This window comes from Pseudomonas oryzihabitans NBRC 102199, assembly GCF_000730625.1.
Taxonomy (GTDB): Bacteria; Pseudomonadota; Gammaproteobacteria; order Pseudomonadales; family Pseudomonadaceae; genus Chryseomonas; species Chryseomonas oryzihabitans.
This window is the reverse complement of the sequence record NZ_BBIT01000021.1, coordinates 1-24,915: the sequence shown is the minus strand read 5'-3', so window position 1 is coordinate 24,915 and position 24,915 is coordinate 1. Positions and strand designations below refer to the sequence as shown.

General features: G+C 66.7%; 24 protein-coding genes. 9 read left to right on the top strand and 15 right to left on the bottom strand.

The features are described from left to right. The first annotated feature begins 78 nt into the window (after nt 1-78). Nucleotides 79-2,115: a PhoX family protein gene (locus POR01S_RS20685; RefSeq protein WP_007162340.1), complete on the top strand. Its 2,037-nt coding sequence runs from the start codon at nt 79-81 to the stop codon at nt 2,113-2,115. Nucleotides 2,116-2,899: 784 nt separating this feature from the next. On the opposite strand, the gene gspK is transcribed toward POR01S_RS20685, so the two are convergent. The 8 genes from gspK to POR01S_RS20645 all read right to left on the bottom strand — a co-directional run bounded on the left by gspK (nt 2,900) and on the right by POR01S_RS20645 (nt 9,440). Then, nucleotides 2,900-3,901: a type II secretion system minor pseudopilin GspK gene (gspK, locus tag POR01S_RS20680; protein ID WP_027598404.1), complete on the bottom strand. Its 1,002-nt coding sequence runs from the start codon at nt 3,899-3,901 to the stop codon at nt 2,900-2,902. A 151-nt stretch (nt 3,902-4,052) separates the two neighbouring features. Continuing rightward, nucleotides 4,053-4,268: a TOBE domain-containing protein gene (locus tag POR01S_RS20675; protein WP_007163030.1), complete on the bottom strand. Its 216-nt coding sequence runs from the start codon at nt 4,266-4,268 to the stop codon at nt 4,053-4,055. Nucleotides 4,269-4,291: 23 nt separating this feature from the next. After that, the gene (ssuB, locus tag POR01S_RS20670) at nt 4,292-5,101 is read right to left on the bottom strand and encodes an aliphatic sulfonates ABC transporter ATP-binding protein (RefSeq protein WP_042138097.1); all 810 of its coding nucleotides are present in this window, start codon (nt 5,099-5,101) and stop codon (nt 4,292-4,294) included. Then, nucleotides 5,098-5,886, bottom strand: coding sequence for an aliphatic sulfonate ABC transporter permease SsuC (gene ssuC, locus POR01S_RS20665; RefSeq protein ID WP_017639828.1), 789 nt, complete (start codon nt 5,884-5,886; stop codon nt 5,098-5,100). The genes ssuB and ssuC overlap by 4 nt, the downstream gene beginning before the upstream one ends. Before the next feature lie 10 nt (nt 5,887-5,896). Further along, the gene (gene ssuD / locus POR01S_RS20660; RefSeq protein WP_027598406.1) at nt 5,897-7,045 is read right to left on the bottom strand and encodes an FMNH2-dependent alkanesulfonate monooxygenase; all 1,149 of its coding nucleotides are present in this window, start codon (nt 7,043-7,045) and stop codon (nt 5,897-5,899) included. 24 nt (nt 7,046-7,069) lie between these two features. After that, entirely contained in the window at nt 7,070-8,035 is a 966-nt protein-coding gene (locus POR01S_RS20655; RefSeq protein ID WP_007163026.1) for a sulfonate ABC transporter substrate-binding protein, read from the bottom strand. A gap of 15 nt (nt 8,036-8,050) precedes the next feature. Further along, entirely contained in the window at nt 8,051-8,638 is a 588-nt protein-coding gene (gene ssuE, locus POR01S_RS20650; protein WP_042138095.1) for an NADPH-dependent FMN reductase, read from the bottom strand. A 163-nt stretch (nt 8,639-8,801) separates the two neighbouring features. Further along, nucleotides 8,802-9,440 carry a peroxiredoxin gene (locus POR01S_RS20645; protein WP_042138093.1) on the bottom strand — a complete coding sequence of 213 codons (639 nt, stop codon included), beginning with the start codon at nt 9,438-9,440 and terminating at the stop codon, nt 8,802-8,804. Nucleotides 9,441-9,737: 297 nt separating this feature from the next. Between POR01S_RS20645 and POR01S_RS20640 the strand changes: the two genes are divergently transcribed. Continuing rightward, nucleotides 9,738-9,953: a DUF6316 family protein gene (locus POR01S_RS20640; RefSeq protein ID WP_042138091.1), complete on the top strand. Its 216-nt coding sequence runs from the start codon at nt 9,738-9,740 to the stop codon at nt 9,951-9,953. Between the two features lie 55 nt (nt 9,954-10,008). Next, entirely contained in the window at nt 10,009-11,946 is a 1,938-nt protein-coding gene (mnmC, locus tag POR01S_RS20635; protein ID WP_042138088.1) for a bifunctional tRNA (5-methylaminomethyl-2-thiouridine)(34)-methyltransferase MnmC2/FAD-dependent 5-carboxymethylaminomethyl-2-thiouridine(34) oxidoreductase MnmC1, read from the top strand. Here the strand turns inward: mnmC and POR01S_RS20630 are convergent. Continuing rightward, nucleotides 11,943-12,776, bottom strand: a complete 834-nt coding sequence (locus POR01S_RS20630) for an aldo/keto reductase (protein WP_007163021.1) — start codon at nt 12,774-12,776, stop codon at nt 11,943-11,945. The two genes, mnmC and POR01S_RS20630, sit on opposite strands and share 4 nt — an antisense overlap. Before the next feature lie 166 nt (nt 12,777-12,942). On the opposite strand from POR01S_RS20630, the gene POR01S_RS20625 reads away from it, so the two are divergent. Further along, nucleotides 12,943-13,926, top strand: coding sequence for a DctP family TRAP transporter solute-binding subunit (locus tag POR01S_RS20625; protein ID WP_027598412.1), 984 nt, complete (start codon nt 12,943-12,945; stop codon nt 13,924-13,926). Here POR01S_RS20625 and POR01S_RS20620 read toward each other — a convergent pair. After that, on the bottom strand, nt 13,923-14,123 hold the full coding sequence (locus tag POR01S_RS20620; RefSeq protein ID WP_007163019.1) for a hypothetical protein: 201 nt from the start codon (nt 14,121-14,123) through the stop codon (nt 13,923-13,925). The two genes, POR01S_RS20625 and POR01S_RS20620, sit on opposite strands and share 4 nt — an antisense overlap. A gap of 109 nt (nt 14,124-14,232) precedes the next feature. Between POR01S_RS20620 and POR01S_RS20615 the strand changes: the two genes are divergently transcribed. Then, nucleotides 14,233-15,339 (top strand): alpha/beta hydrolase, encoded by a 1,107-nt coding sequence (locus tag POR01S_RS20615; protein ID WP_007163018.1) that lies wholly within the window; start codon nt 14,233-14,235, stop codon nt 15,337-15,339. Nucleotides 15,340-15,390: 51 nt separating this feature from the next. Here POR01S_RS20615 and POR01S_RS20610 read toward each other — a convergent pair whose 3' ends face one another. From POR01S_RS20610 to POR01S_RS20590, 5 genes are all read right to left on the bottom strand, one after another. Beyond that, on the bottom strand, nt 15,391-15,828 hold the full coding sequence (locus tag POR01S_RS20610; protein WP_042138086.1) for an HhH-GDP family DNA glycosylase: 438 nt from the start codon (nt 15,826-15,828) through the stop codon (nt 15,391-15,393). A 78-nt stretch (nt 15,829-15,906) separates the two neighbouring features. Continuing rightward, on the bottom strand, nt 15,907-16,332 hold the full coding sequence (locus POR01S_RS20605) for a group I truncated hemoglobin (protein ID WP_042138085.1): 426 nt from the start codon (nt 16,330-16,332) through the stop codon (nt 15,907-15,909). Continuing rightward, nucleotides 16,332-17,183 carry a DUF3034 family protein gene (locus POR01S_RS20600; protein ID WP_042138083.1) on the bottom strand — a complete coding sequence of 284 codons (852 nt, stop codon included), beginning with the start codon at nt 17,181-17,183 and terminating at the stop codon, nt 16,332-16,334. The genes POR01S_RS20605 and POR01S_RS20600 overlap by 1 nt, the downstream gene beginning before the upstream one ends. After that, nucleotides 17,180-19,498, bottom strand: a complete 2,319-nt coding sequence (locus POR01S_RS20595; RefSeq protein WP_042138081.1) for a putative bifunctional diguanylate cyclase/phosphodiesterase — start codon at nt 19,496-19,498, stop codon at nt 17,180-17,182. The genes POR01S_RS20600 and POR01S_RS20595 overlap by 4 nt, the downstream gene beginning before the upstream one ends. Then, the gene (locus POR01S_RS20590; RefSeq protein ID WP_042138079.1) at nt 19,482-20,147 is read right to left on the bottom strand and encodes a methylamine utilization protein; all 666 of its coding nucleotides are present in this window, start codon (nt 20,145-20,147) and stop codon (nt 19,482-19,484) included. The genes POR01S_RS20595 and POR01S_RS20590 overlap by 17 nt, the downstream gene beginning before the upstream one ends. 228 nt (nt 20,148-20,375) lie before the next feature. On the opposite strand from POR01S_RS20590, the gene lon reads away from it, so the two are divergent. The 4 genes from lon to cmoB form a co-directional block, all read left to right on the top strand. Beyond that, nucleotides 20,376-22,766, top strand: coding sequence for an endopeptidase La (lon, locus tag POR01S_RS20585; RefSeq protein ID WP_027601420.1), 2,391 nt, complete (start codon nt 20,376-20,378; stop codon nt 22,764-22,766). A 61-nt stretch (nt 22,767-22,827) separates the two neighbouring features. Continuing rightward, nucleotides 22,828-23,220, top strand: a complete 393-nt coding sequence (locus POR01S_RS20580; protein WP_007163011.1) for a protease inhibitor I42 family protein — start codon at nt 22,828-22,830, stop codon at nt 23,218-23,220. Nucleotides 23,221-23,283: 63 nt separating this feature from the next. Beyond that, nucleotides 23,284-24,021: a carboxy-S-adenosyl-L-methionine synthase CmoA gene (gene cmoA / locus POR01S_RS20575; protein WP_042138078.1), complete on the top strand. Its 738-nt coding sequence runs from the start codon at nt 23,284-23,286 to the stop codon at nt 24,019-24,021. Next, nucleotides 24,018-24,915, top strand: an 898-nt coding sequence (gene cmoB / locus POR01S_RS20570) for a tRNA 5-methoxyuridine(34)/uridine 5-oxyacetic acid(34) synthase CmoB (RefSeq protein WP_042138076.1), incomplete at its 3' end; no start/stop codon positions are given. The genes cmoA and cmoB, both read left to right, overlap by 4 nt.

Here is a 24,915-nt window from a genome sequence, read left to right as displayed (position 1 = left end):
TAACCTTTCAGTCACCAGACCATCACAGAGGCTTCCTAAAGTCGCCGGCTCCCGTGATCAACCAAGGAAGCTTTGCGCATGAGCACTTTCACGAGCGACGACCGTAACCGCAACGAAAGCGGCAACGAACCGCTGGATGCCGTCGTCGACCGTTATCTGTCGCGCCGCAGTGTCATGAAGGGCGGTCTGGGTGCCGCCATCGCCATGATCGCCGGCGGTGGCCTGACCGCCTGCTTCGACGGCGGTGGCGGCTCGCACGACGATCCGGCCCCCAGCCAGCCGGCCCCGGCGCCGCAGCTCAAGCTTGGCTTCGAATCCATCCGCGGCGCCCGACTCGACGCCATCGTCCTGGCCTCTGGCTACAGCGCCCGCACCCTGGCGCCCTGGGGCACCCCGCTGAACAACCTGGCCAACGCCTGGCGCAGCGACGGCAGCAACACCTCCACCGACCAGGCCAATGCCGCCGGCATGCACCACGACGGCATGCACTTCTTCCCGCTGAACAACTCCAGCAGCGACGGCCTGCTGGCCATCAACTACGAATACATCGACCAGAAGGTGCTGCACCCCAACGGCCCGACCACCACCAACGGCAAGCGTCCGGCCGAGGAAGTGCGCAAGGAGATCAATGCCCATGGCGCGGCGGTGATCCGCATCCGCAAGGTCAACGGCATCTGGCAGGTGGTCACCAACGACGCGCTGAATCGCCGCTTCACCAGCGCCACGCCCATGGAAATCGCCGGTCCGCTGCGCGGCAACGCCAATCTGGTCACCCCCTACTCCCCCGACGGCACCCGCACCCGCGGCACCAACAACAACTGCGGCAACGGCTTCACCCCCTGGGGCACCTACCTCACCTGCGAGGAGAACTGGCCGGGCATCTTCGTCAACAAGGGCACCCTGCCGGTCGACCAGAAGCGCATCGGCATCACCAACAAGAGCAACTACGGCTGGGAGACGCCGGCGGGTGACGCCAGCGAGGTGGACAACGAATTCCGCCGCTTCGACCTGACCCCCACCGGCGCCAGCGCGACCCAGGACTTCCGCAACGAAGCCAGCGGCTACGGCTACATCGTCGAGATCGACCCCTACAACAGCGCCGCGCCGGCCACCAAGCGCACCGCCATGGGTCGCTTCCGCCACGAGGGCTCGGCCTACGGTATTCCGGTCGCCGGCCAGCCGCTGGCGTTCTACATGGGCGACGACTCGCGCAACGAATACATCTACAAGTTCGTTTCCGCCGCCGCCTGGGATCCGGCCGACGCCAACTCGGCCAATCGCCTGGCCATCGGCGCCAAGTACCTGGACAACGGCACCCTCTACGTCGCCCGCTTCGATGACGGCGGCAACGGCAAGTGGCTGCCGCTGACGGTCAATGCGCCGACCAAGGATGGCCGTACCCTGGGCGCCCTCTACGGCGACCTGGCCGGCATCATCCTCAACACCCGCGGCGCCGCCGACGCCGTGGGCGCGACCCCGATGGACCGCCCGGAGTGGACCACGGTCAACCCCTTCACCGGCGAGGTCTACGTCACCCTCACCAACAACTCGGCACGCACCTCGGCCAATGCCGCCAACCCGCGGGTGCCCAACGTCAACGGCCACATCGTGCGCTGGAAGGACAACAGTAACCAGACCGACTTTACCTGGGACATCTTCGTCTTCGGCTCGGACGCCGGTGCGGCCCCAGATATCAATCGCTCAGGCCTGACCGAACTCAACCAGTTCGCCAGCCCCGACGGCCTGGCCTTCGACAGCCGCGGCATCCTCTGGATCGAGACCGACAACAGCGACAACGCCGTGGCCGAGTACACCAACGACCAGTTGCTGGCGGTCATTCCGGCCCAGGTTGTGGATGGCAGCGGCAAGCAGGTCGCCATTTCCGCCACCAACCAGACCGCGCTGCGCCGCTTCCTGGTCGGACCCAATGGCTGCGAGATCACCGGCATCACCTGGACCCCGGACCTGACGACCATGTTCATCAACGTCCAGCACCCGGACAACTGGCCGTTCAGCGAAGTCGCCACCGACGCCACCCCGGCCGGCACCAAGGTGCGTCCCCGCGCCTCCACAGTGGTGATCCAGAAGCTCGACGGCGGCCCCATCGGCGTCTGATCGCGTCGGCGAGAGCCAGGCTCCCCCGGTTGGCGACGACCGCGGGAGCCTTTTGCCTTCCGGCGGCTTTGAGATCCTTCCCGTCGAGCAGGGAGCCGCGCAGCGTTTTCTACGCTACGGCTCTGGCGTTGATGGAGCGGATCACCTGCTCCGACAGCCCCCTCTCCCCCTGGGAGAGGGTTGGGGTGAGGGCATGCCCCGCGCATCGGAGCCACCTGTGGAAAAGGCTGCGCCGTTTTCCACGCTACGGCTCTGGCTTTGATGGAGCGGCTCGCCTGCTCCGACAGCCCCCTCTCCCCCTGGGATAGGGTTGGGGTGAGGGCATGCCCCGCGCATCGGAGCTACCTGTGGAAAAGGCTGCACCGTTTTCCACGCTACGGCTCCGTCGTTGATGGATCGGATCGCCTGCTCCGACAACCCCCTCTCCCCCTGGGAGAGGGCTGGGGTGAGGGCATGCCCCGCGCTACAGAGTCGCCTGTGGAAAAGGCTGCGCCGTTTTCCACGCTACGGTTCAAGCGTTGATGGAGCGAATCGCCTGCTCCGACAACCCCCTCTCCCCCTGGGAGAGGGTTGGGGTGAGGGCAGGCCACGCGCAACGGAGTCACCTGTGGAAAAGGCTGTGCCGTTTTCCACGCTACGGCTCTGGCATTGATAAAGCGGCTCGCCTGCTCCGACAGCCCCCTCTCCCTCTGGGAGAGGGCTGGGGTGAGGGCATGCCCCGCGCTACGGAGTCACCTGTGGAAAAGGCTGCGCCGTTTTCCACGCTACGGCCCGGACCGCAAGGCTACTGCAACACCTCCGCGCCACCCGGCCCCGGTACCCACAGCGTGGTGTCCCGTGTCGCCAGCCAGCGCACCCGTTGCGCCGGCACCGCGGCAGCCCAGCGACTCACGCCCTGGGCCGCCAGCTGCCGCACCTGGCGAAAGACCTGGCCGTCGCGACTCACCTCGACCCCGAGCAGGAAGTCGCCGCTGTTGAGGATCAGCCGCTGGGTCAGCAGGCTGAAGGTCTCCTCCCCCACCCCCGGCAGCGCTTCGCGCAGGCTCTCGACCGTGGCATAGCCCTGGGCGGGCCGCGCGGTGATCAGCAGTTGCAGCGTCTCGCGCGGCACCTCATCGAGAAACAGCGCCTCCAGCAGCGCCAGCTGACCCAGCCCCAGGGCATTGGCATTGAGGCGCCAGCCGGAGGTTTCCGGCAGGGCACAGAGTTCACGCAGGTGCAGATGCCGACCAGGGCGCGCCGGCTCCAGCCGATCCAGTTCGCCGATCTCGGCCAGCGGCAGATTGGGCACCAGCAGCGGCGGCGCCAGCCGCAGGGCCTCGGCACTCTCCAGACCGAATTCACGGGTCTCGCCGTCGGCATCTACCCAGTCGGCGAGGCGCTCGGCAAAGGCCGCAGCCGTCAGTCCGGGCTCGCCCAGGCCGCCCGGACGCTGCGCCAGCAGCTGCTTCAGCTGCCGCAACGCCAGGTCCCGCTCCGGGCCGGCCAGGGCGTTGACGTTGAAGCAGCCGTGCAGATCGCGCAGCTGGGCACGGACCTGGGCCCCCTCCACCTCATAGGCCAGCACCTCCCCCCTCAGGCTCTGCCAGAACTCGGGACGCTGGCGGGCCCCGGCCTGTATCAGGCCCTGGGTGACCACCTGCTCGGCGCCCGCCGCCAGCGCCCGCGCCAGGGTCTCGTGCTCCAGCAACCGCGCCCGCTGCAGTTCGGCCCGCCCTTCGGCCAGCAGCACCGGCAACAAGGCCGCCACCAGGGCCAGCGCCCAGAGCGCCATGAGCAGGGCCACGCCCCTTTGTCGCCGCACCCGCATTCCTCCAGGCAAAAGCGGCATTGGAACCGACCCAGGTTGCAGAATCGTGGCAGTGACGCGGATACCCAACACCAGGCCCAAACAAAAAACCCGCCACCGGGCGGGTTTCCTCACCAGCAGGGCCGCCTCACAGCTTGGCGATGGACACCTCGGTGGATTTGACGAAGGCGATCACCTCGCTGCCCACCTGGAGTTCCAGCTCCTTGACCGAGCGGGTGGTGATGACGGAGGTGACGATGCCGGCGGCGGTCTGGACGTCGATCTCGGAGAGCACCGAGCCCTCGATGATTTCCTTGATGGTGCCCTTGAACTGGTTGCGAACATTGATGGCCTTGATGGTCATGGCAGAACTCCTCGGATGAACGATCAGTAGGCCCAGCGCAGTTGCGTGGGCAGGGGTTGCACGATTTCGGGTAGATCGGGATTGAGCGGCTGCTGCAGCACCCGGGCCAGTACCTCGGCTTCCAGGCGGGCCAGCTGGGCATCGCCGGCGGCCCGGGGGCGCGCCAGGTTGACGTCGAGATCCAGGCCGACATGGCCGTCTTCGATGAGCACCACGCGGTCGGCCAGGGCCACCGCCTCGCCCACGTCGTGGGTCACCAGCAGCACGGTGAAGCCGTGGCGCTGCCAGAGGCCTTCGATGAGTTGCTGCATCTCGATGCGGGTCAGGGCATCCAGGGCGCCCAGCGGCTCGTCGAGCAGCAGCAGGCGCGGCTGGTGGATCAGGGCGCGGGCCAGGGCTACGCGCTGCTTCTGGCCGCCGGACAGCGCCGAGGGCCATTCCTGGGCGCGATCGGCCAGGCCGACCGCTGCCAGGGCTTCCAGCGCCTTGGGCTTCCAGTCGCCCCTGAGACCCAGGCCGACGTTGTCGATGATGCGTTTCCAGGGCAGCAGGCGCGCGTCCTGGAACATCAGCCGGGTGTCTTCGCGGTGCGCCGCCAGGGGTTCGTCCTGCCCCAGCAGGGTGCCGCCACTGGCGCGGTCGAGTCCGGCCACCAGGCGCAGCAGGGTGCTCTTGCCGCAGCCACTGCGGCCCACCACGGCGACGAACTGGCCGGCCGGGATCTCCAGATCGATCCCATGGAGCACGGTGCGCTCGCCAAAGGTCTTGACCACCTGTTGCAGCTTCAGGGCGATGCCCCGCGCCAGCGGTGGAACGGCTTGCAGACTGGTCATGCGTGGGCTCCCTTCTGATAGGCCGGGTGCCAGCGCAGCCAGGCGCGTTCCAGGCCGCGGGCGGCGAGATCCGCCAGCTTGCCGAGGACGGCATAGAGCAGGATGGCCAGCACCACGATGTCGGTTTGCAGGAATTCCCGGGCGTTCATCGCCAGGTAGCCGATACCGGAGCTGGCGGAAATGGTCTCGGCGACGATCAGCGTCAGCCACATCAGGCCGAGGGCGAAACGCACCCCCACCAGGATGGCCGGCAAGGCGCCCGGCAGTACCACGTGCCAGAACAGCCGCGCCCCGGAGAGGCCGTAGCTGCGGGCCATCTCCACCAGCGCCGGATCGACGTTGCGGATGCCGTGGTAGGTGTTGAGGTAGATGGGGAAGAACACCCCCAGGGCCACCAGGAACAACTTGGCCGACTCGTCGATGCCGAACCAGAGGATCACCAGCGGGATCAGCGCCAGGTGCGGCACGTTGCGCACCATCTGCAGGGTGCTGTCGAGCAGGCGCTCGCCCCATTTCGACAGCCCGGTGATGAAGCCCAGCGCCAGGCCGATGCTGCCACCGATGGCGAAGCCGATACCGGCACGCCAGCCGCTGATGGCCAGGTGTTGCCAGAGCTCACCGCTCTTGACCAGGCTCCAGCCCGCTTCCAGCACCGCCGCCGGTGACGGCAGGATGCGGCTGGACAGCAGGCCGCTGCTCACCGACAGCTGCCAGGCGACGATCAGGGCCACCGGCACCACCCAGGGCGCCAGGCGCTGGAGTTGACGTTCGGTCGTACTGCTCATGCCCGCCCCCTCAGCTCTGCGCCGCTTTCTGCGGCAGGATGTCGTTGGCCACCATCTCGCCGAAGGGACTCACGTAGTTGGCGCCCTCCACCTGGGTCGGCCGCTTGACCGGCAGGTGCGGGAACAGCAGTTCGGCCACCCGGTAGGATTCTTCCAGGTGCGGATAGCCGGAGAAGATGAAGGTATCGATGCCCAGGGCGGCGTATTCCTTGACCCGCGCGGCCACGGTGGGACCGTCGCCGACCAGCGCGGTCCCGGCGCCGCCCCGCACCAGGCCGACACCGGCCCAGAGGTTGGGGGCGATCTCCAGGTTGTCGCGGCGGCCCCCGTGCAGCGCGGCCATGCGCTGCTGGCCGACCGAATCGAAGCGGGCGAAGGCGGCCTGGGCCTTTTCGATGGTGGCATCGTCCAGGTTGGCGATGAGCCGGTCGGCGGCCTTCCAGGCCTCTTCGTTGGTCTCGCGGACAATCACGTGCAGGCGGATGCCGAAGCGCACCGTGCGACCCTGGGCGGCAGCCTTGGCCCTGACCGCCTCGATCTTCTCGCGCACCGCGTCCAGGGGCTCGCCCCAGGTCAGGTACAGCTCCACCTGCTCGGCGGCCAGGTCCTGGGCGGCATCGGAGGAGCCGCCAAAGTACAGCGGCGGGCGCGGTTGCTGCAGCGGCGGATAGAGCAGCTTGGCGCCCTTCACCTGGATGTGCTTGCCGTCGTAGTCCACCGTCTCGCCTTCCAGCACGCGACGCCAGATGCGGGTGAATTCCACCGAGGCTTCGTATCTTTCGCTGTGGGACAGGTGCAGGCCGTCACCGGCCAGCTCGTCGGGATCGCCGCCGGTGACCAGGTTGAACAGCGCCCGGCCGCCGGACAGGCGATCCAGGGTGGCCGCCTGCCGCGCCGCCACGGTGGGCGAGATGATCCCCGGGCGCAGGGCCACCAGGAACTTGAGTTTCTGGGTGACCGGGATCAGCGAGGCGGCCACCAGCCAGGAATCCTCGCAACTGCGACCGGTGGGGATCAGCACCCCGCCGAAACCCAGGCGATCGGCGGCCTGGGCGACCTGGGTCAGGTAGCCGTGGTCGACGGCGCGGGCGCCTTCGGCGGTACCCAGGTAGTGGCCATCGCCGTGGGTCGGCAGGAACCAGAAGATATCGAGACTCATGGGGGCTTTCTCCAGCAGGCGAAATCAGGGTTTGGCGGCAGCGGTCTGCAGACTGGCGGGCGGGGTCCACACCACGTCGCGGATGACCAGCGGCTTGGGAATCAACTTGAGGGCGGTGAAGGCGTCGGCGATCTTCTGCTGCTGCGCCGCCACCTCGGGACTGATGAAGCGGGCGCCATAGCCCTGGCGCTTGACCACCCGTTCGGCGGTGTCCAGCGGCAGGTTCAGCAGCGGCGCCACCTGGGCGGCGACCTGGTCGGGGTGGGCCTTGGCCCACTCGCCCACCGAGCGCACCTCGTCGACGATGGCGCCGACCTGTTCGGGATGGGCCTTGGCGAAGCTGCGGGTGGCCAGATAGAACTGGTGGTTGTCGGCGAGGCCGGTGGCATCGGTCAGGGTGCGCGCCTGCAACTGGGTCTCGGCGGCGGCCTGATAGGGATCCCAGATCACCCAGGCATCCACCGCGCCGCGCTCGAAGGCGGCGCGGGCATCGGCGGGCGGCAGGTAGACCGGCTGGATGTCCTTGTAGGGGATACCGGCCTTGGCCAGCGCCTGCACCAGCAGGTAGTGAACGTTGGAACCCTTGTTCAGGGCGATCTTCTTGCCCCTGAGATCGGCCAGCGACTGGATGGCCGAGTCCTTGGGCACCAGGATGGCTTCGCTGGTGGGCGCCGGCGGCTCGTGGGCCACATAGACCAGATCGGCGCCGGCGGCCTGGGCGAACACCGGCGGGGTCTCCCCGGTCACGCCGAAATCGATGCTGCCGACGTTGAGGCCTTCCAGCAGCTGCGGGCCGCCGGGGAATTCGGTCCACTGCACCTTGACGCCGTCCTTGGCCAGGCGCTGCTCCAGGGTGCCGCGGGCCTTGAGGGTGATCAGGGTGCCGTACTTCTGATAGCCGATGCGCACCGTCTCTTCCGCCTGGGCCAGGCCGGCGGCCAGGGTCAGCAGGGAAACGGCGAGCAGCGAACGGGTGAAGGAGAACTGCATGACTAACGCTCCTGGTCAGATGCCCCAGCGCGCCTGACCGATGCGATCGGCCAGCAGCTCGGGGGTCAGGGGTTGGGGACGCCGCACCAGGGCCGCGTGGAATTGTTCGAGGGATTCGTGCAGGCGCTGCTCCAGCGCCGGGGTCAGGTCGACGCCGGTCTCGGTGTAGCTGACCTGGCTGTCGTCGGCGAAGACGCCATTGAGGATTTCCTGGGCCTTGAGCGCCGAGAGCACCGGCTTCAGCGCGTAGTCGATGGCCAGCAGGTGACCGCTGGAACCAGCGGTGGCCAGGGGCAGCACCACCTTATGGGTCAGGGCGCGTTCGGGCAGCAGGTCCAGCAGGGTCTTGAGGGCGCCGGCCAGGGAGGCCTTGTACACCGGGGTGGCGATCACCAGGCCATCGGCGGCTTGCAACTGGGCGATCAGTTCCACCACCGGCGGACTGTCGAAACGGGCGCCGATGAGGTCGGCGGCGGGAAAGTCCTGGATACGCCAGCGCGACAATTCCACACCGCGCACCTGCAGCCAGTTCGCTGCCAGATCCAGCACGCCGGTGGAGCGCGACCGCGCTCCCGGACTACCCGCCAAAGTCACCACCTGCATCGCCGCCTCCAGGATAAAAAGGAGCGGTGTCGCGCCGCTCGAAAAGGAATGAGCGGACCTTAGCAAGGGGTGCTTATTCCCTAAAAATATCCTTTAGGCACTTGGTTATAACCAGAAAACAAAAACCCCGGCCGAAGCCGGGGTTTTCTTGTCACCGCAGGTGTCAGCGATTGGGCTGCGGGGTCAGGCGCAGATAGGGCTTCACCGTGGTGTAGCCCTTGGGGAAACGGCGCTTGAGTTCTTCTTCGTCCTTGAGCGACGGCACGATGACCACGTCATCGCCATCCTTCCAGTTGCCCGGGGTCGCCACCTTGTGATTGTCGGTGAGCTGCAGGGAATCGATCACCCGCAGGATCTCGTCGAAATTGCGTCCGGTGCTGGCCGGATAGGTGATCGACAGCCGCACCTTCTTTTGCGGATCGATGATGAACAGCGAGCGCACCGTGAGGGTGTCGTTGGCGTTGGGGTGGATCATGTCGTAGAGGGTCGAGACACTGCGATCGGCGTCGGCCAGGATCGGAAAGCCCACGGCGGTCGCCTGGGTTTCCTCGATGTCCTTGATCCAGCCCTGGTGCGATTCCAGGCCGTCCACCGAGAGGGCGATCACCTTGACGTCGCGCTTGGCGAATTCGTCCTTGAGCTTGGCGGTGAGGCCCAGTTCGGTGGTGCAGACCGGAGTGAAGTCGGCCGGATGGGAGAAGAGCACGCCCCAGCTGTCGCCCAGCCACTCGTGGAAGCGGATGCGACCCAGGCTGGAATCCTGTTCGAAATCGGGGGCGATGTCGCCCAGACGGATGGTCATTGGCAGTTCTCCTGATGCAGGTAGGGATAGCGGCACTATGCCGCCCACCAGAGCGGGCGGGAAAGATCGGATCACGCTGTGGTTATAACGCGAAAGACGACCCGTCCAGGGCCATCGTCCGGCGGCTACGCCCTGTGCTGCGTGATGTCCCTCACAATTTCGTCGCGCTTTTTCCACCCAGGCGCAGCGGCCGCTAGGGTGCTACACCTAAGGAAGATCGACGGACCGCCATTTGGCCGAGCGGGGCAACCCGCAGCGCTCGCCATGGTCTGTTGGCAAGACGAGGAGGAGATTCTCATGTTAGGCAAACGTAATGACGACCCCGGTGCCAGCACCCATTTCCGTAGCGAGCGCGTCAGCGTGGTCAACGGTCAGTTTTTCTTCACCACCCGCGAGGGCACCCTGGAAGGCCCCTTCTTCAGCCGCGAAGAAGCCCTCAACCAGATCGATCGCTACGTCGAGCGGCTGCAGACCTCTCAGGGCCTGATGCGCCAATCCGTCAGCAACATCTGACCGCCTGCGCTCGATCCTTTAGACTGCGCGCCCTGAATCCCAGGCCGCGCCGCTCATGACCGATTTCCAGCACGCCCAGCTCGACTGGGATGCCTCCGGGCAACCCCTCTCCCGCACCTATGGCGACGTCTATTTTTCCCGCGCCAGCGGTCTGGAAGAGACGCGCTATGTCTTCCTGCAGCAGAATCGCCTGGCCGAACGCTTCGCCGCGCTGGCGCCGGGCGAAGTCTTCACCATCGGCGAGACGGGTTTCGGCACCGGCCTCAACTTCCTCTGCGCCTGGCAACTTTTCGACGCCCTGGCACCACAGGAAGCGCGCCTGCATTTCGTCAGCGTCGAGCGCTTTCCGCTGACCGCCGCCGATCTCGCCCAGGCGCTGAGTCTCTGGCCGGAACTCGCCCCCTACAGCGCGGCGCTGCAGCGGCAGTACCAGGCGATCCATCCAGGCTTCCAGCGGCTGATCCTGGGCGACGGGCGCATCACCCTGACCCTGCTGGTCGGCGATGTGCTGGAGCGCCTGCCCGAACTGGATGCCCGGTGCGATGCCTGGTTCCTGGACGGCTTCGCCCCGGCCAAGAACCCCGAGATGTGGACGCCCGCGCTGTTCGCCGAACTGGCGCGGCTGTCCCATGCCGGCACCACCCTGGCGACCTTTACCTGCGCCGGCTTCGTCCGCCGTGGTCTCAACGAGGCCGGCTTCGCCATGGCCAAGGTGCCCGGCTTCGGCCACAAGCGCGAAATGTTGGCCGGCGTGCTGGAACGCCCCGTCGCCCCTGATCCCGTGCCCTGGTATGCCCGCCCACCGCGCCCCCAGGGCCCGCGCACGGCCCTGGTCATAGGCGCCGGCCTGGCCGGTTGCGCCACCGCCGCCAGCCTGGCCCGCCGCGGCTGGCAGGTCCGGGTCGTCGAGCGCCACGGGGCGCCCGCCCAGGAGGCCTCCGGCAATCCCCAGGGCGTGCTCTATCTCAAGCTGTCGGCCCATGACACCCCGCTCAGTCGGCTGATCCTCGATGGCTTCGGCCTGACCCTGCGCCAATTGCAGGCCCTGCCGACGGGCGCGACCTGGTCACCCTGCGGGGTGCTGCAACTGGCGCTGACGGACAAGGACGCCCAGCGGCAGGCGCAACTGGCCGCGCACTTCCCCGCCGATCTGCTGCAGCCCCTGGACAGCGACGCCGCCAGCGACAGGGCCGGAATCGGTCTCACGGCGGGGGGCCTGTTCTTTCCGGAAGGAGGCTGGGTGCATCCGCCGGCGCTGTGCGCGCACTGGCTGGCCCATCCGAATATCGGGCTGGTCACCCATACCGAGGTGACCGCCCTCCAGCAGACCGAGCACGGCTGGCAGGCCAGCACCCAGGGCGAGCCGCTGACGGCGGCGGTGGTCGTGGTGGCCAGCGCCGCCCAGGCCCGAACGCTGCTGCCCGGCCTGCCGCTGAAGGCGATCCGCGGACAGCTGTCCGCGCTGCCGGAAACCCCGGATAGCCAGGCGCTGGCCACCGTGGTCTGCGGCGAAGGCTATCTCGCCCCGGCGCGGGAAGGTCGGCACTGCCTGGGCGCCAGCTTCGTGTTCGACCGGAGCGACACCGAACCCAGCCAGGTGGAACACCAGAGCAACCTGCACCTGCTCGCCGAATTGTCACCCGCGTTAGCGGCAGGCTATGCAGCCGAGAAACTGGAAGGTCGCGTGGCTTTCCGCTGTACCTCGCCGGATTACCTGCCCCTGGTCGGCCCGGTGGTGGACGAAGACCTCTTCGCCCAGCGCTACCAGGCACTGGCCTACGACGCCCGCCAGGTACCCGAGCAGCCTGCGCCCTGGCGCGAGGGACTCTATGTCAATCTGGCGCACGGCTCCCGTGGCCTGGTCACCACCCCGCTGGCCGCCGAACTGCTGGCGGCGTGGCTGGAAGACGAGCCCCTGCCGGTGGCGCGGCAGGTGGCCGAGGCCTGCCACCCCAGTCGTTTCCCCCTGCGCCGGTTGATTCGCGGCGGCTAGATGATCGCCAGCGGACTCTTGGCTTGCGGCGGCGGAAAGGCGCCGTCGAGCAGGGCGAAGTCCTCTTCGCTCAGGCGCAGATCCAGGGCCCGCGCATTCTCTTCCAGATGTCCGGCATCGCCGGCCTTGGGAATGGCGATCACACCCGGCTGACGCAGCACCCAGGCCAGGGCGATCTGCGCCGGGGTGGCCTGATGCCGTTCGGCCAGGGTAGCCAGGGCCGGGTGGCGCAGCAGATCCCCGCCCTGCCCCAGCGGACAATAGGCCATCAGGGGCATCTGCTGACGCTGGCACCAGGGCAGCAGGTCATGCTCGATACCGCGCTGTTCCAGGTTGTAGAGGACCTGATTGGCGCTGCAGCGATCATCGTTCAATTCGAGCATGTCGCTGGTGTCGAGGTTGGAAACGCCCCAGTGGCGGATCTTGCCTTCGTCGCGCAGCTTCTCTAGCGCCATGACCGTCTCGATCAGTGGCACCTGGCCGCGCCAGTGCAGCAGATAGAGGTCGATGACATCGGTACCCAGGCGCTTCAGGCTGCGCTCGCAGGCGAGGGGTACGCCGGCTTCGGTGGCGTTCTTCGGATAGAACTTGCTCACCAGGAAGACCTCGTCCCGCCGCCCGGCAATGGCCTCGCCCACCAGTTCCTCGGCGCGGCCTTCGCCATACATCTCGGCGGTGTCGATCAGGGTGAGTCCAAGGTCCAGTCCCTGGCGCAGGGCACTGACCTCCTGGCGATGCAGATCCGCGTTCTCGCCCATGCGCCAGGTACCCTGGCCCAGCGCCGGAACGGTAGTGCCATCGGGCAAACGAACGGTTTGAGCGGTATTCATGGGCGCTTCCTTCTCTTGGATGTGGTCGTTAGAACGCCAGCGCGACGCCGATTCTCCCGGTCATCCGCCAAACGGCAGCCAACGCCTTCCCACAGGCCCTGCGACCTGACGTCGCACTGGTAAAGTACGCCTACAAGGATTCCAAGAAAAATCACCAGGACCTGCCATGAAGTCGTCGATCCTGGGCCTTTGCGCCCTGCTCTCCGCCGCCCTGCCCATGACATCCAGCTACGCTGACGTCATTACTCTGAGGTTTTCCCATGTGGTAGCGCCGGAGACCCCCAAGGGCAAGGGTGCTCAGCTGTTCCAGCAGCTGGTGGCGCAGCGTCTCGCCGGGCAGGTCCAGGTGGAGGTGCTGCCCAGCGGCACGGCCTTTACCGATGCCAACGAACTCCAGGCGCTGCAGGACGGCAAGGTCGACATCCTGGCGCCGGCGATCAGCAAACTCACCGAACTCAGTCCCAAGCTCAAGCTGTTCGACCTGCCCTTCCTGTTCGAGAGTCGTGCGGCCCTCGATCACTTCCAGGCCCGGCCCAGCGGTCGCCAGCTGCTGCAGAGCCTGGAGCCAGCCGGGGTCATCGGCCTGGCCTACTGGCCCAACGGCCTCAAGCAGCTGTCGGCGCGCAAGCCCCTGCGCGAACCCGGCGATGCCAAGGGACTGGTGTTCCGCATCCAGAACTCCGACGTCCTGCAGAGCCAGTTCGAGGCCCTGGGCGCCACGGCGGTCAGGCTGCCCTTCAACCAGACCTTGCAGGCGCTCACCACGGGCACCGTCAATGCCACCGAGAACACCTGGTCCAATTACTGGAGCCAGCGTCTCGACCAGCAGCAGCGCTATTTCACCGAGAGCAACCATGGCGCCCTCGACTACATGCTGATCGTCAAGGCGGATCGCTGGCGCACCCTGCCCTTCGCCGTACGCAGTACCCTGGAAGAGATCATCGACCAGGTGACCTTCGAGGTGAAAAAGCAATCCGAGGCGGAAAACCAGCGTGATCGGGCGCGCATCGCCGCCGCGGGTGGCAGCGAGATCATCACCCTCACTCCCGAACAACGGGCGCGCTGGCGGGACGCCATGCGCCCTGTGTGGCAGCGTTACGAAGGCGAGCTCGGCGCCTCGCTGCTCAAGGCGGCGGAAACCTCGAACTAGCGGGACTGTTGCGGCGGCGCGGCCCAGCGGCGCAGGGGCAGACTGCCCGCCTCGCGACACTGCAGATCGCGAAAGGGCCCCGCGATCCGGACCCAACCCGGCCCCGGCGGCGTCTGGGTACAGAAGTCCTGACCATCGGTGTTGCTGCGCCAGCGCCAGTAGGCCGCCGGCTCGGCGACGGCCTGGCTACCCAGCAATCCCAGCAGGCCGATCGCCAGGTACCTGCCAGCGGTCCGCCGGAACCTCTCGCGCGATAAGCATGTCGGTTTGCAGGTAGGCCCTCTGAATTCGCACAGGATTTCCGCCATGCCGCTATCCGTCTTGCGTAGCAAACCCACCCTCCTCGCCCTCGCTCTGGTTGGCGCCGGTCTGGCTCTGACCGGCTGCGCCCGCGATCCGGAAAAACGTTCTCTGGGTGCCGAGGCGATCAGCAATGCCAAGAGCATGGCGCGCACCGATGCCGACATGCAGAAGGTGCTGAACAAATACGCCAGCTTCGATCCCAAGGCCGTGGAAAAACTCACCGCTCAGCAGGCCCGCCAACAGCCTACCATCGCCGATGCGGTCAAGGGTGTCCTGCAGGACGAGGGTCGTCCCACCCAGCCTGAGGCCCTGGTACCCGGCGTGACCAGCGTCGACCGTGCTGTGGATGGCGCCGCCGGGGTGCTGCCCGCCCGCATCTACACCCCCGAGGGCCAGGGTCCCTTCCCGGTCATCCTCTACTTCCACGGCGGCGGCTGGGTGTTCGCCGATCGCAACGTTTACGACGGTGGCGCCCGCGGTCTGGCCAAGCAGGCCAATGCCATCGTGGTCTCGGTGGACTATCGCCAGGCGCCCGAATACAAGTTTCCCGCTGCCCATGATGACGCCCTGGCGGCCTATCGCTGGGTGACCACCCACGCCGGCTCGCTCAACGGCGATTCCCAGCGGCTGGCCCTGGCCGGTGAAAGCGCCGGGGGCAACCTGGCGGTGGCGACCGCCGTGGCCGCCCGCAAGGCCGGTCTCACCGCACCCAAGCACGTGCTGTCGGTCTATCCGGTGGCCCAGACCAACACCCATACCCCGTCCTACGAGCAGTATGCGGACGCCAAGCCGCTCAATCGGCCGATGATGCTGTGGTTCGTCGAACAGGTGACCCGTACGCCCGCCGATCTCAAGGATCCGCGCCTGGACCTGACTCGCGCCGACCTCGCCGGCCTGCCGCCGGTGACCATCGTCAATGCCGAGATCGATCCCCTGCGTGACGACGGTGGCTTCCTGGAGACCGCCCTGCGCCAGGCCGGCGTCCAAGTGGAGCGCAAGGTCTATCCGGGCGTCACCCACGAGTTCTTCGGCACCGCTGCGGTGGTGCAGAAGGCCAAGGACGCCCAGGCCTATGCCGGCAGCCGTCTCAAGGCGGACCTGGGCAAATAACAGTCTTCCGTCCGTCGTGAACACCGCCGGCCCCATGCCGGCGGTGTGCATTCAGTCGGGAAACAGCAAGGGCCCGGCCTCGCGCATGAAGATCTCGCAGGTCTTGGGGCCCACCCCCTTCAGGGTCTGCAGGCGGCGCTCGAAATCCGCACGATCGGCGCTGGTGTCACGTAGCTTGAGAAAACTGCCGCCATAGTCTTCCTGCAGATGACGACAGACATCCAGCAGGCGCGTGGCGGTGCTCTCGTCATAACGCCGGTAGTGGCCTTCGCCGAGATAGTTGACCAGTTGCTGCCAGCTCAGATTGAGCAGCTTGCGCGGCGTGTCGCGGCCATATTTGCGATAGAGCACCGTCCAGGCCTGGGCAGCGATGGTCTGGGAGATGCGCTTGCCGAACAGGTAGCTGGCCAGGAACCAGCCGAACAGCGCCGGCTCGTCGCCCAGCGCCAGGGTCAGACCGAGATCGGCCGCAGAAGTCGTCTTGCTCAAGCGTCATTCCTCTCTTAGGCATCTTGCCTAGGGAGGATCTGGCGCGGACGAGGTTCGAAACCAGCGACAGCCGGCAGACTACTGGCGGATCACCTGGCCGCGTTGCGGCGCCAGCCGCGCCAGCAGGGCATTCTGCGCCCGCTCCGGGATGCCCTCGCGCCGCATGGCCAGTTGCAGGTCTTCCACCAGGGCATTGAAGTCGGCGGGTTGCAGATTCAGACCGCGATGACTTTCCGCCATGCTCGCCCCTTCATAACGACAGGGACCGCCCGCATCGGCACAGAATTTCTGGATGAGCAGCTTGCGCAGCCGCGCGATGTCGACATTGGCGAAGTAGTGCCGGATCCGCCCGTCGCGCGCCACGTTGAGCAGCATCCCCTCGACGATTCGGGTGATGCCGGGCTGGCCACCCAGCTCCTGATAGAGCCGATCGCCCGCCGGCGGCTGGGGCGTGCAACCCAGCATCAGCAGCAGCGCCGCCAGCACCAGAGGCTTCGCCTGCATCAGTAGCTCCCCTGCAGCGACAGGTAGAGGCCCTGCTGATCGTCCAGGGTGGCGATCTCGCCCAGCCAGGCATAGGCCAGCACCAGCGACAGATGCTTGTTGGGGAAATAGCCGACGAAGGTATCCACCCAGTCACTCTCCCGGGTAAAGGACAGATTCTGCGGCTTCTCGCGATATTCCATGCCCACCGCCCACTGGGGATTGAAGAACACCGCCGCCGAGCCCTCCTTGAGCCACTGACGGCTGTCGTTGCGATCGCCACCGAAGCCCAGCAGCCCCATCTCGTTGGCGCGGCTGTACCTGAGACCGACGTTGAGCAGCAGGTTGTAGCCGAAGGCGCCGCCCAGAAACAGCCGGCTGGCACCCAGGTAGCCCTCGACATCGCTGTCGCGCCGCGCCCCCACGGCTGCAGGAATGCCAAAGTCGCGCTGATGCTTGTACTGCACGCCCAGGGCGATCTGCGGCAGTCGGTCGTAGATCAGGTCACCTGCCAGGCGCACCTTGGCGCCGACGATGTCCTGGCTGAGGCTGTCTTCCTCGAGCTTCATCAACCGCCGCAGGGTCGGCATGTCCAGGCGCTGGCGGGCATAGGAGACTTCCACCCGATTGTCGTAGGCCGCCGCGACGCCGGTGGCATCGAGCCGATAGTCACCGGTCCACACCCGGGTGGCAAAGGCGGTGGCGCCGGGCTGGCCGCTTTCGCCATAGCCGCCGATCACCGCCCAGGGCGTGATACCACCGCCCGCCGCGCCTTCCAGACTGCTGGCACCGCCGGTGGCCAGCAGCTTGCCGCCGTCGGCCTGCACCCCGGTCGCCAGCAGCAACCCCGCCAGCAGCCAGCCACGCTTCATGACAGCGCCTCCAGCACCGGCTGGCTCTGCCGTTCCATCCAGGCCTCGAATTCCACGGCCGGTAACGGGCGGCTGATGTAGTACCCCTGGATCACATCGCAGCCCCAGCTGCGTAACAGCGCCAGGGCTCGGGCTTCCTCGACCCCTTCGGCGACCACCTCCAGACCCAGGTTGTGGCCCATCTCGATGGTCGAGCGGACGATGACGGCGTCATCGTTACCCGGTGCCAGCTCCTTCACGAAGGACTGGTCGATCTTCAATTCGTCCACCGGCAGCCGCTTCAGGTGTGCCAGGGAAGCCTGGCCGGTGCCGTAGTCGTCCACCGACAACCGGATGCCCAGCACGGAGAGCCGGGTCAGCAGCGCGATGGCCGCTTCCGGATCGGCCATGATGGCGCTCTCGGTGATCTCGAAGGTCAGCTGCCGCGCCGAGACGCCGGCGTCATCCAGCCAGCCCATCACCCGCTCGGGCAGTCGGGCATCGGCCAGGTCGACCGCCGAGACGTTCAGCGACACCTTGACCTCGCGGCCCTGGGTCTGCCAGAGCGCCAGTTGCCGGATCGCCGCCTGGATCACCCAGCGGGTGAGTCCGGCCATGCTGCCACTGCGCTCGGCCAGGGGAATGAATTCACCCGGCGAGACCATGCCCAGTTCGGCGTGGCGCCAGCGCAGCAGCACCTCGGCCTGGTGCGGCCCGCTGCCCTGCAGCGCCACCTTGGGTTGGAACACCAGCATCAATTCACCCCGCTCGCCCGCCAGCGGCAGATCGTGGACCAGTTGCAGACGCCGCTGCTGGGCCGCATCCCGTCCTTCATCATAGACCCGCAGGCGATCCGGCAACTGCCCGGCATCGAGCATGGCGCTGCGCGCGCGCTCGATCAGCTGGGTCGGATCGTCGCCATGGCGCGGATATTCGACGACGCCGATGCGGCAACTGAGACGATACAGCTGGCCTTCCCACTCGATCGGCTCGGCCAGCGACAGACGCAGCTGCTCGGCGAGCCCCACCGCGCCTTCCAGGCCGACGCGGCAGAACTGCACGAGAAACTCGTCGCCCACCGGTCGCGAGACGCAGCCACGGCCGGCCAGCAGCACCTGCGCCCGCTCGGCCACCATCCTGAGCATCCGATCGCCCCCGGCGACCCCGGCGCTTTCATTGATCGCCTGGAAGCCATCCAGCCCCAGGTACAGCAGCGAGACCTGGGATTGGGTGGCGATGAAGACCCGCAGGCGTTCCTCGGCCAGGATGCGATTGGGCAATCCGGTCAGGGCGTCGTGCAAGGCATTGTGATTGAGCCGCTGCTCGCGCTCGGCGATGCCCTGGCGCATCTCTTCGAGCACCTGTGCCAAGCGGCCGAATTCGTCCCGGCGCTGGACTTCCACCTTGACCCCGTAGTCCCCCTGGCCGATCCGCCAGGACATCACCGACAGCTGCCGCAACGGCTGGGCCAGGTTGCGTGCCAGCCACAGTGCGCCCAGCAGGGCCGCCAGCAGGGCACCGCCGGCGATCAGCGCCAGTTGCCTGAGCAGGGGTTCGAACTCGGTCATGGCCAGATCGAGCGAACGCAGCAGATAGACCTGTACCGGATGGTCGGCGGGGCCGAGGGTCAGCCGCTTGACCTGATAGCGGCGATCACCCAGGGTTAGCTGCCAGCTATCGCTGCCCTTGGGCGCATTCGCCAACTCAGGCAGCAGCAGCCGTCCCTGCTCCTCCGGCAGGGTACTGGCCATCAGCGCGGCTTCGCCGAGAAACACCACGTCCAGGTTGATCAGCGAGCGAAATTCCTCGGCCATGGCCTGATCCATGGCGAAACTCATCACCACCTGGGCAATGGGCACAGGAGCCCGGACCGGCACCGTGACCCGCAACTGCGGCAGGCCGTTACCCGCCAGCACACAGCTGCCGTCATTGCCCGACGCCACCGCGACGGGCAGCCGCTCGCCTTCGCTGTGCGCCGCCACGGTGCTGGCGATCAGCCGGCCGTCCAGGTCCAGCAGATAGGTATCGCCCGCGCCCACCCGGGCGCCATGGTTGGCCAGCGCCGACCTCAGGGTCGGCACATCGCCACTGGCGACGGCATCGCGAAAGCCGAAATCGGCGGCGAGCACCCGCACGGCATCGTTCAGCCGGCGGCAGCGCCCGTCCAGCACCTGGCGAAAGACCCGCGCCCCGGTGTCGAGCTGGTCATAGGACTGGCGCACCGCACTGGCCTCGGTGGCGGCCTTGACCGTCAGATAGACCAGGGTGATGACCACCAGCATCAGCAGGAAGAGACTGCCGGCGATGCGGGTCTGGAAACTATGGATGAGCTTCATCGTGCGTGGCCTTGTGGAAGGCATCCTCGAAAGCCGAGCTCGCCGGCTCCACGGACTGCGGCTTCGGCTGAACCGCCAGCTGGAGTTTCAGGGTCACCGGCTTGCCCGCCACGTCCAGCGCAGGCTGGGCGACCTCCTGCTTGTCGCTGAGGTCGGGGTGCCACAGTGCCAGCTGATAATGACCGTCCGGCGCCTCCAGGCGGGCCTGGCCCTGACTGTCGGTCACCGCGGAGCGCCCGGCGGTGGTCACGTAGACGTATCCCACCATCCAATCGTGGATATTGCAGCCCACCACCACCACGCCCGGTTGGTCGAACACCACCGGCGTGCTGGGAAGCCCGTGGTAGAGCGGCAGCTCGAAGCGCTTCGGGCTGGAAAAGGAATAGACCTGATGGCGGATGTCGTCGGTATTGGGAAAGCTCACCGCCGTCCCGGTGGCCACCGCCAGGACATGGGGGACGAAGCGCCGATTCTGCTGGTCGATGGCCGCGGGCCGCCGCTCGGGCACCAGTCCCGGCGCCGACAGCATAACCACCGCATCGGCCAGGGGTGCTCCCTGGCTGTCCACGACCTGCACGGCGACCGGCGCCGCCTGCGCGCTGCCGAGGCCCAAGACCAGCAATCCCGTTACTAGATGTCGCTTGTTCACCCGCTGTTCTCCACCGCGCGCCCTTGGAAACTCTCGCCGGCTTCGCGGCGTGACTTCAGCTTTAGCGGCAGTCTCGGGGGAATCTTTATCGTCGCGACGGTCAGTCGTTGCCCCGGTCGTCGCACTTCAAGCGGTGCCCGGCGGTCAAGAAGGACAGGTCTCGGCCTGCGTTGAAAAAGCAGCGCCCTCGCCCCATGTTGGCCCTACATCCAAGCCCAAGGTACGCCAATGAGCGATCAGGACAACCAAGCGGACATTCTCAGCGAAGAAGCCGGCCAGACCGGTCTGGTGCTACCCGGCCAGAATCTTCCCGACAAGCTGTACGTCATCCCCATTCACAACCGGCCCTTCTTCCCGGCGCAGGTACTGCCCGTCATCGTCAACGAAGAGCCTTGGGCGGAAACCCTGGAGCTGGTGGCCAAGACCGACCACCATTGCCTGGCGCTGTTCTACATGGAGCAGCAACCCGGCGATGCCGACGGCTTCGATCCCGACCAGTTGCCGCAGCACGGCACCCTGGTGCGCATCCACCATGCCACCCGCCAGGACGGCAAGCTGCAGTTCGTGGCCCAGGGCCTGTCGCGGGTGCGCATCCGCGGCTGGCTGCGCCGGCAGCGTCCGCCCTATCTGGTGGAAGTCGAGCACCTGCGCCCCAGTCCTGATCCCAGCGACGAGGTGAAGGCCTACGGCATGGCGCTGATCAACGCGATCAAGGAGCTCTTGCCCCTCAACCCGCTGTACAGCGAAGAGCTGAAGAACTATCTCAATCGCTTCAGCCCCAACGACCCCTCGCCACTCACCGACTTCGCCGCCGCCCTCACCACCGCGCCGGGCGACGAACTGCAGCAGGTGCTCGATACCGTGCCCATGCTGCAGCGCATGGAAAAGGTCCTGCCGCTGCTGCGCAAGGAAGTCGAGGTCGCGCGTCTGCAGAAGGAGCTGTCCGCCGAGGTCAATCGCAAGATCAACGAGCGCCAGCGCGAATTTTTCCTCAAGGAGCAACTCAAGCTGATCCAGCAGGAGTTGGGCATCACCAAGGACGATCGCAGCAGCGACATCGAAGGTTTTCGCCAGCGCCTGGACGGCAAGATCCTGCCCGAAGCCGCGCAGAAGCGCATCGACGACGAGCTGAACAAGCTGTCCATCCTCGAGACCGGCTCGCCGGAATACGGCGTCACCCGCAACTACCTGGACTGGGCCACCGATCTGCCGTGGGGTATCCACGGCCAGGACAAGCTCGATCTCAAGCACGCGCGCAAGGTGCTCGACCGGCACCACGCCGGGCTCGACGACATCAAGAATCGCATCCTCGAATTCCTCGCGGTGGGCGCCTTCAAGGGTGAGGTGACCGGCTCCATCGTGCTGCTGGTGGGTCCGCCCGGGGTGGGCAAGACCAGCATCGGCAAGTCCATCGCCGAATCCCTCGGCCGCCCCTTCTATCGCTTCAGTGTCGGCGGCATGAGGGACGAAGCCGAGATCAAGGGCCACCGCCGTACCTACATCGGCGCCATGCCCGGCAAGCTCGTCCAGGCCCTGCGCGACGTCAAGGTGATGAATCCGGTCATCATGCTCGACGAGATCGACAAGATGGGCCAGAGCTACCAGGGCGATCCCGCCTCGGCACTGCTGGAGACCCTGGATCCGGAGCAGAACGTCGATTTCCTCGACCACTATCTGGATCTGCGCCTCGACCTGTCCAAGGTGCTGTTCGTCTGTACCGCCAACACCCTGGACTCCATTCCGGGTCCGTTGCTGGACCGCATGGAGGTCATCCGCCTCTCCGGCTATATCGCCGAGGAAAAGCAGGCCATCGCCAAGCGCCACCTCTGGCCCAAGCAGCTGGACAAGGCCGGGGTGCCCAAGGATCGCCTGACGCTCACCGACAGTGCCCTCAAGGCCCTGGTGGAAGGCTATGCCCGCGAGGCCGGCGTACGCCAGCTGGAGAAGCAGCTGGGCAAGCTGGTGCGCAAGGCGGTGGTCAGGCTCATCGAGGACCCCAAGCTCAAGATCAAGATCGGCGCCTCGGATCTCGAGGACTATCTGGGCATGCCGCCCTTCCGCAAGGAGCAGGTGCTGTCCGGGGTCGGCATCATCACCGGGCTGGCCTGGACCAGCATGGGCGGCGCCACCCTGCCGATCGAGGCGACGCGCATCCATACCCTGAATCGCGGCTTCAAGCTCACCGGCAAGCTGGGTGACGTCATGAAGGAATCCGCCGAGATCGCCTACAGCTACGTCACCGCGCATCTCAAGGACTTCAAGGGCGATCCGAACTTCTTCGACCAGGCCCTCGTCCACCTGCACGTACCCGAAGGCGCCACGCCCAAGGATGGTCCCAGTGCCGGCATCACCATGGCCTCCGCCCTGCTGTCGCTGGCGCGCAACCAGGCGCCCAAGAAGAACGTGGCCATGACCGGCGAGCTGACCCTGACCGGCCAGGTGCTGCCCATTGGTGGGGTACGGGAAAAGGTCATCGCGGCGCGGCGGCAGAAGATCAGTGAACTGATCCTGCCGGAGCCCAATCGCGGTGATTTCGAAGAGCTGCCCGCCTATCTCAAGGAGGGGCTGACCGTCCACTTCGCCAAGCGCTTCGCCGACGTGGCCAAGGTGCTCTTCTAGTCTGACCGTCCGACCTCTTGGGGTATGCTCTGCGTTTTGCCGTCATACCCCGGAGGTTTCCATGTCCAACCGTCTTCTGTTCTGCGGCTGTCTGCTCCTGGCCGGCTGTAGCAGCACCCAGCCGAGCGGCAACCTCATCCTGGGTGACGACAGCGACTGCACCCCGCTGGCCATGCACATCGGCCAGGAACTGACCCTGACCCTGCCCAGCGATCCCACCAGCGGCTATCGCTGGACCATCCTCCAGCGCAGCGACAACCTCAGGCAACTCGGCCCGGAAGTCTTTCGCGAACAGCGCCAGGACCAGGGCGGCATCGGCAGCGCCGGTCAGTCCCTCTGGCGCTTCCGCGCCCAGAGCGCCGGCAGCGCCCATCTCGAACTCCAGGCTCGCCAGCCCTGGGATGCCGATGCCGAGCCCCAGGCCCGCTTCGACTGCCGTATCGAAATCCGCTGAGCCCACGTCCAGCGGTGCCTGCCGGGGGTACAATGCCCCCTTTCGATTTTCCAGGTACCGCCCATGAGCGAAGCCGACCGCCTGTTCGCGTCACCGCAGCCTCCTGCCGACTTCACCTTCAACGAAGACGTGGTGCGCGTCTTTCCCGACATGATCAAGAGATCCGTGCCGGGCTATCCCACCATCGTCGAGAATCTCGGTGTCATCGCCGCACGGTTCGCCCAGCCCCATAGCCGCCTCTATGACCTCGGCTGCTCCCTGGGCGCCGTGACCCAGGCGCTGCGCCGTCATGTCCGCACCGAGGGTACCCGGGTGGTGGCCATCGACAACTCCACCGCCATGGTTACCCGCTGCCGCGAATACCTCAGCGCCCAGGACTCCATGCATGAGGAGTTGCTCCCGGTAGAGGTGGTGGAAGCCGATATCCTCGAAGTCCCGCTCGAGGCGGCTTCGGTGATCGCCCTCAACTTCACCCTGCAATTCATCGCCCCGGAACAGCGCCTGGGCCTGCTCAGCCGACTGCGCGCCAGCCTGCTGCCCGGCGGCGCCCTGCTGCTGTCGGAAAAGATCCGTTTTCCGGAGACCGAGACCCAGGCCCTGCTCAACGGCCTGCACCTGGACTTCAAGAGAGCCAATGGCTACAGCGAGCTGGAAATCGCCCAGAAACGCACCGCGCTGGAAAACGTCATGCTCACCGACACCCTGGACGAACACCGTGCGCGCCTCCAGGCCGCCGGCTTCACCACCGTCGTGCCCTGGTTCCAATGCCTCAACTTCACCTCCCTGATCGCCCTGCCATGACCCAGCCTTCCTACCTCGCAGCCCTGCAGCGGGCGCTGGCGGATACCCCGCTGGCCACCTGGTCCCAGTCCCTCGAAGCCGTCCTGGCCGCCAAGTACGCCCGCGGCCACGGCGATCTGCAGCGCTGGCAAGCGGGTGTCGATGCGCTCCCCGAAATCGCTGTAGCGGCTGTCGAACTGCGTGAGGCCGTGCGCCTCGTCGGCGTGCCTTCAGCCGAGCAGCACCAGGCCCTGCGCGAGGCACTGCTGCAACTGCGTCCGTGGCGCAAGGGGCCCTTCCAGCTGTTCGATCTCCACCTGGATACCGAATGGCGCTCCGACTGGAAATGGGACAGGGTCTCCCCTCACCTGGATCTGCAGGGCAAGCGCGTCCTGGATGTCGGCTGCGGCAATGGCTACTACCAGTGGCGCATGCTTGGCGCCGGAGCCAGCCTGGTCCTGGGTGTCGATCCCAACTGGCTGTTCCATTGCCAATTCCAGGCCCTGCGCCGCTATCTGCCCGACCTGCCCACCTGGCACCTGCCACTGACACTGGAAGAACTGCCCGTACTGGACGGCGGTTTCGATACCGTCTTTTCCATGGGCGTGCTCTACCATCGTCGTTCGCCCATCGACCACCTGCTGGATCTGAAGAACTGCCTCGACAGCGGCGGTGAGCTGGTCCTGGAAACCCTGGTCGTCGAAGGCGATGCCACCACCGTTCTGGTACCCGAAGACCGCTATGCCCAGATGCGCAACGTCTGGTTCCTGCCCTCCGCGACCGCCCTGCAACTCTGGCTGCAACGCGCCGGCTATCGTGACGTCCGCCTGGTGGACCTCACCCCCACGACGGTAGACGAACAGCGCTCCACCGAATGGATGGGCTTCCAGTCGCTACCGGACTTCCTGAATCCGG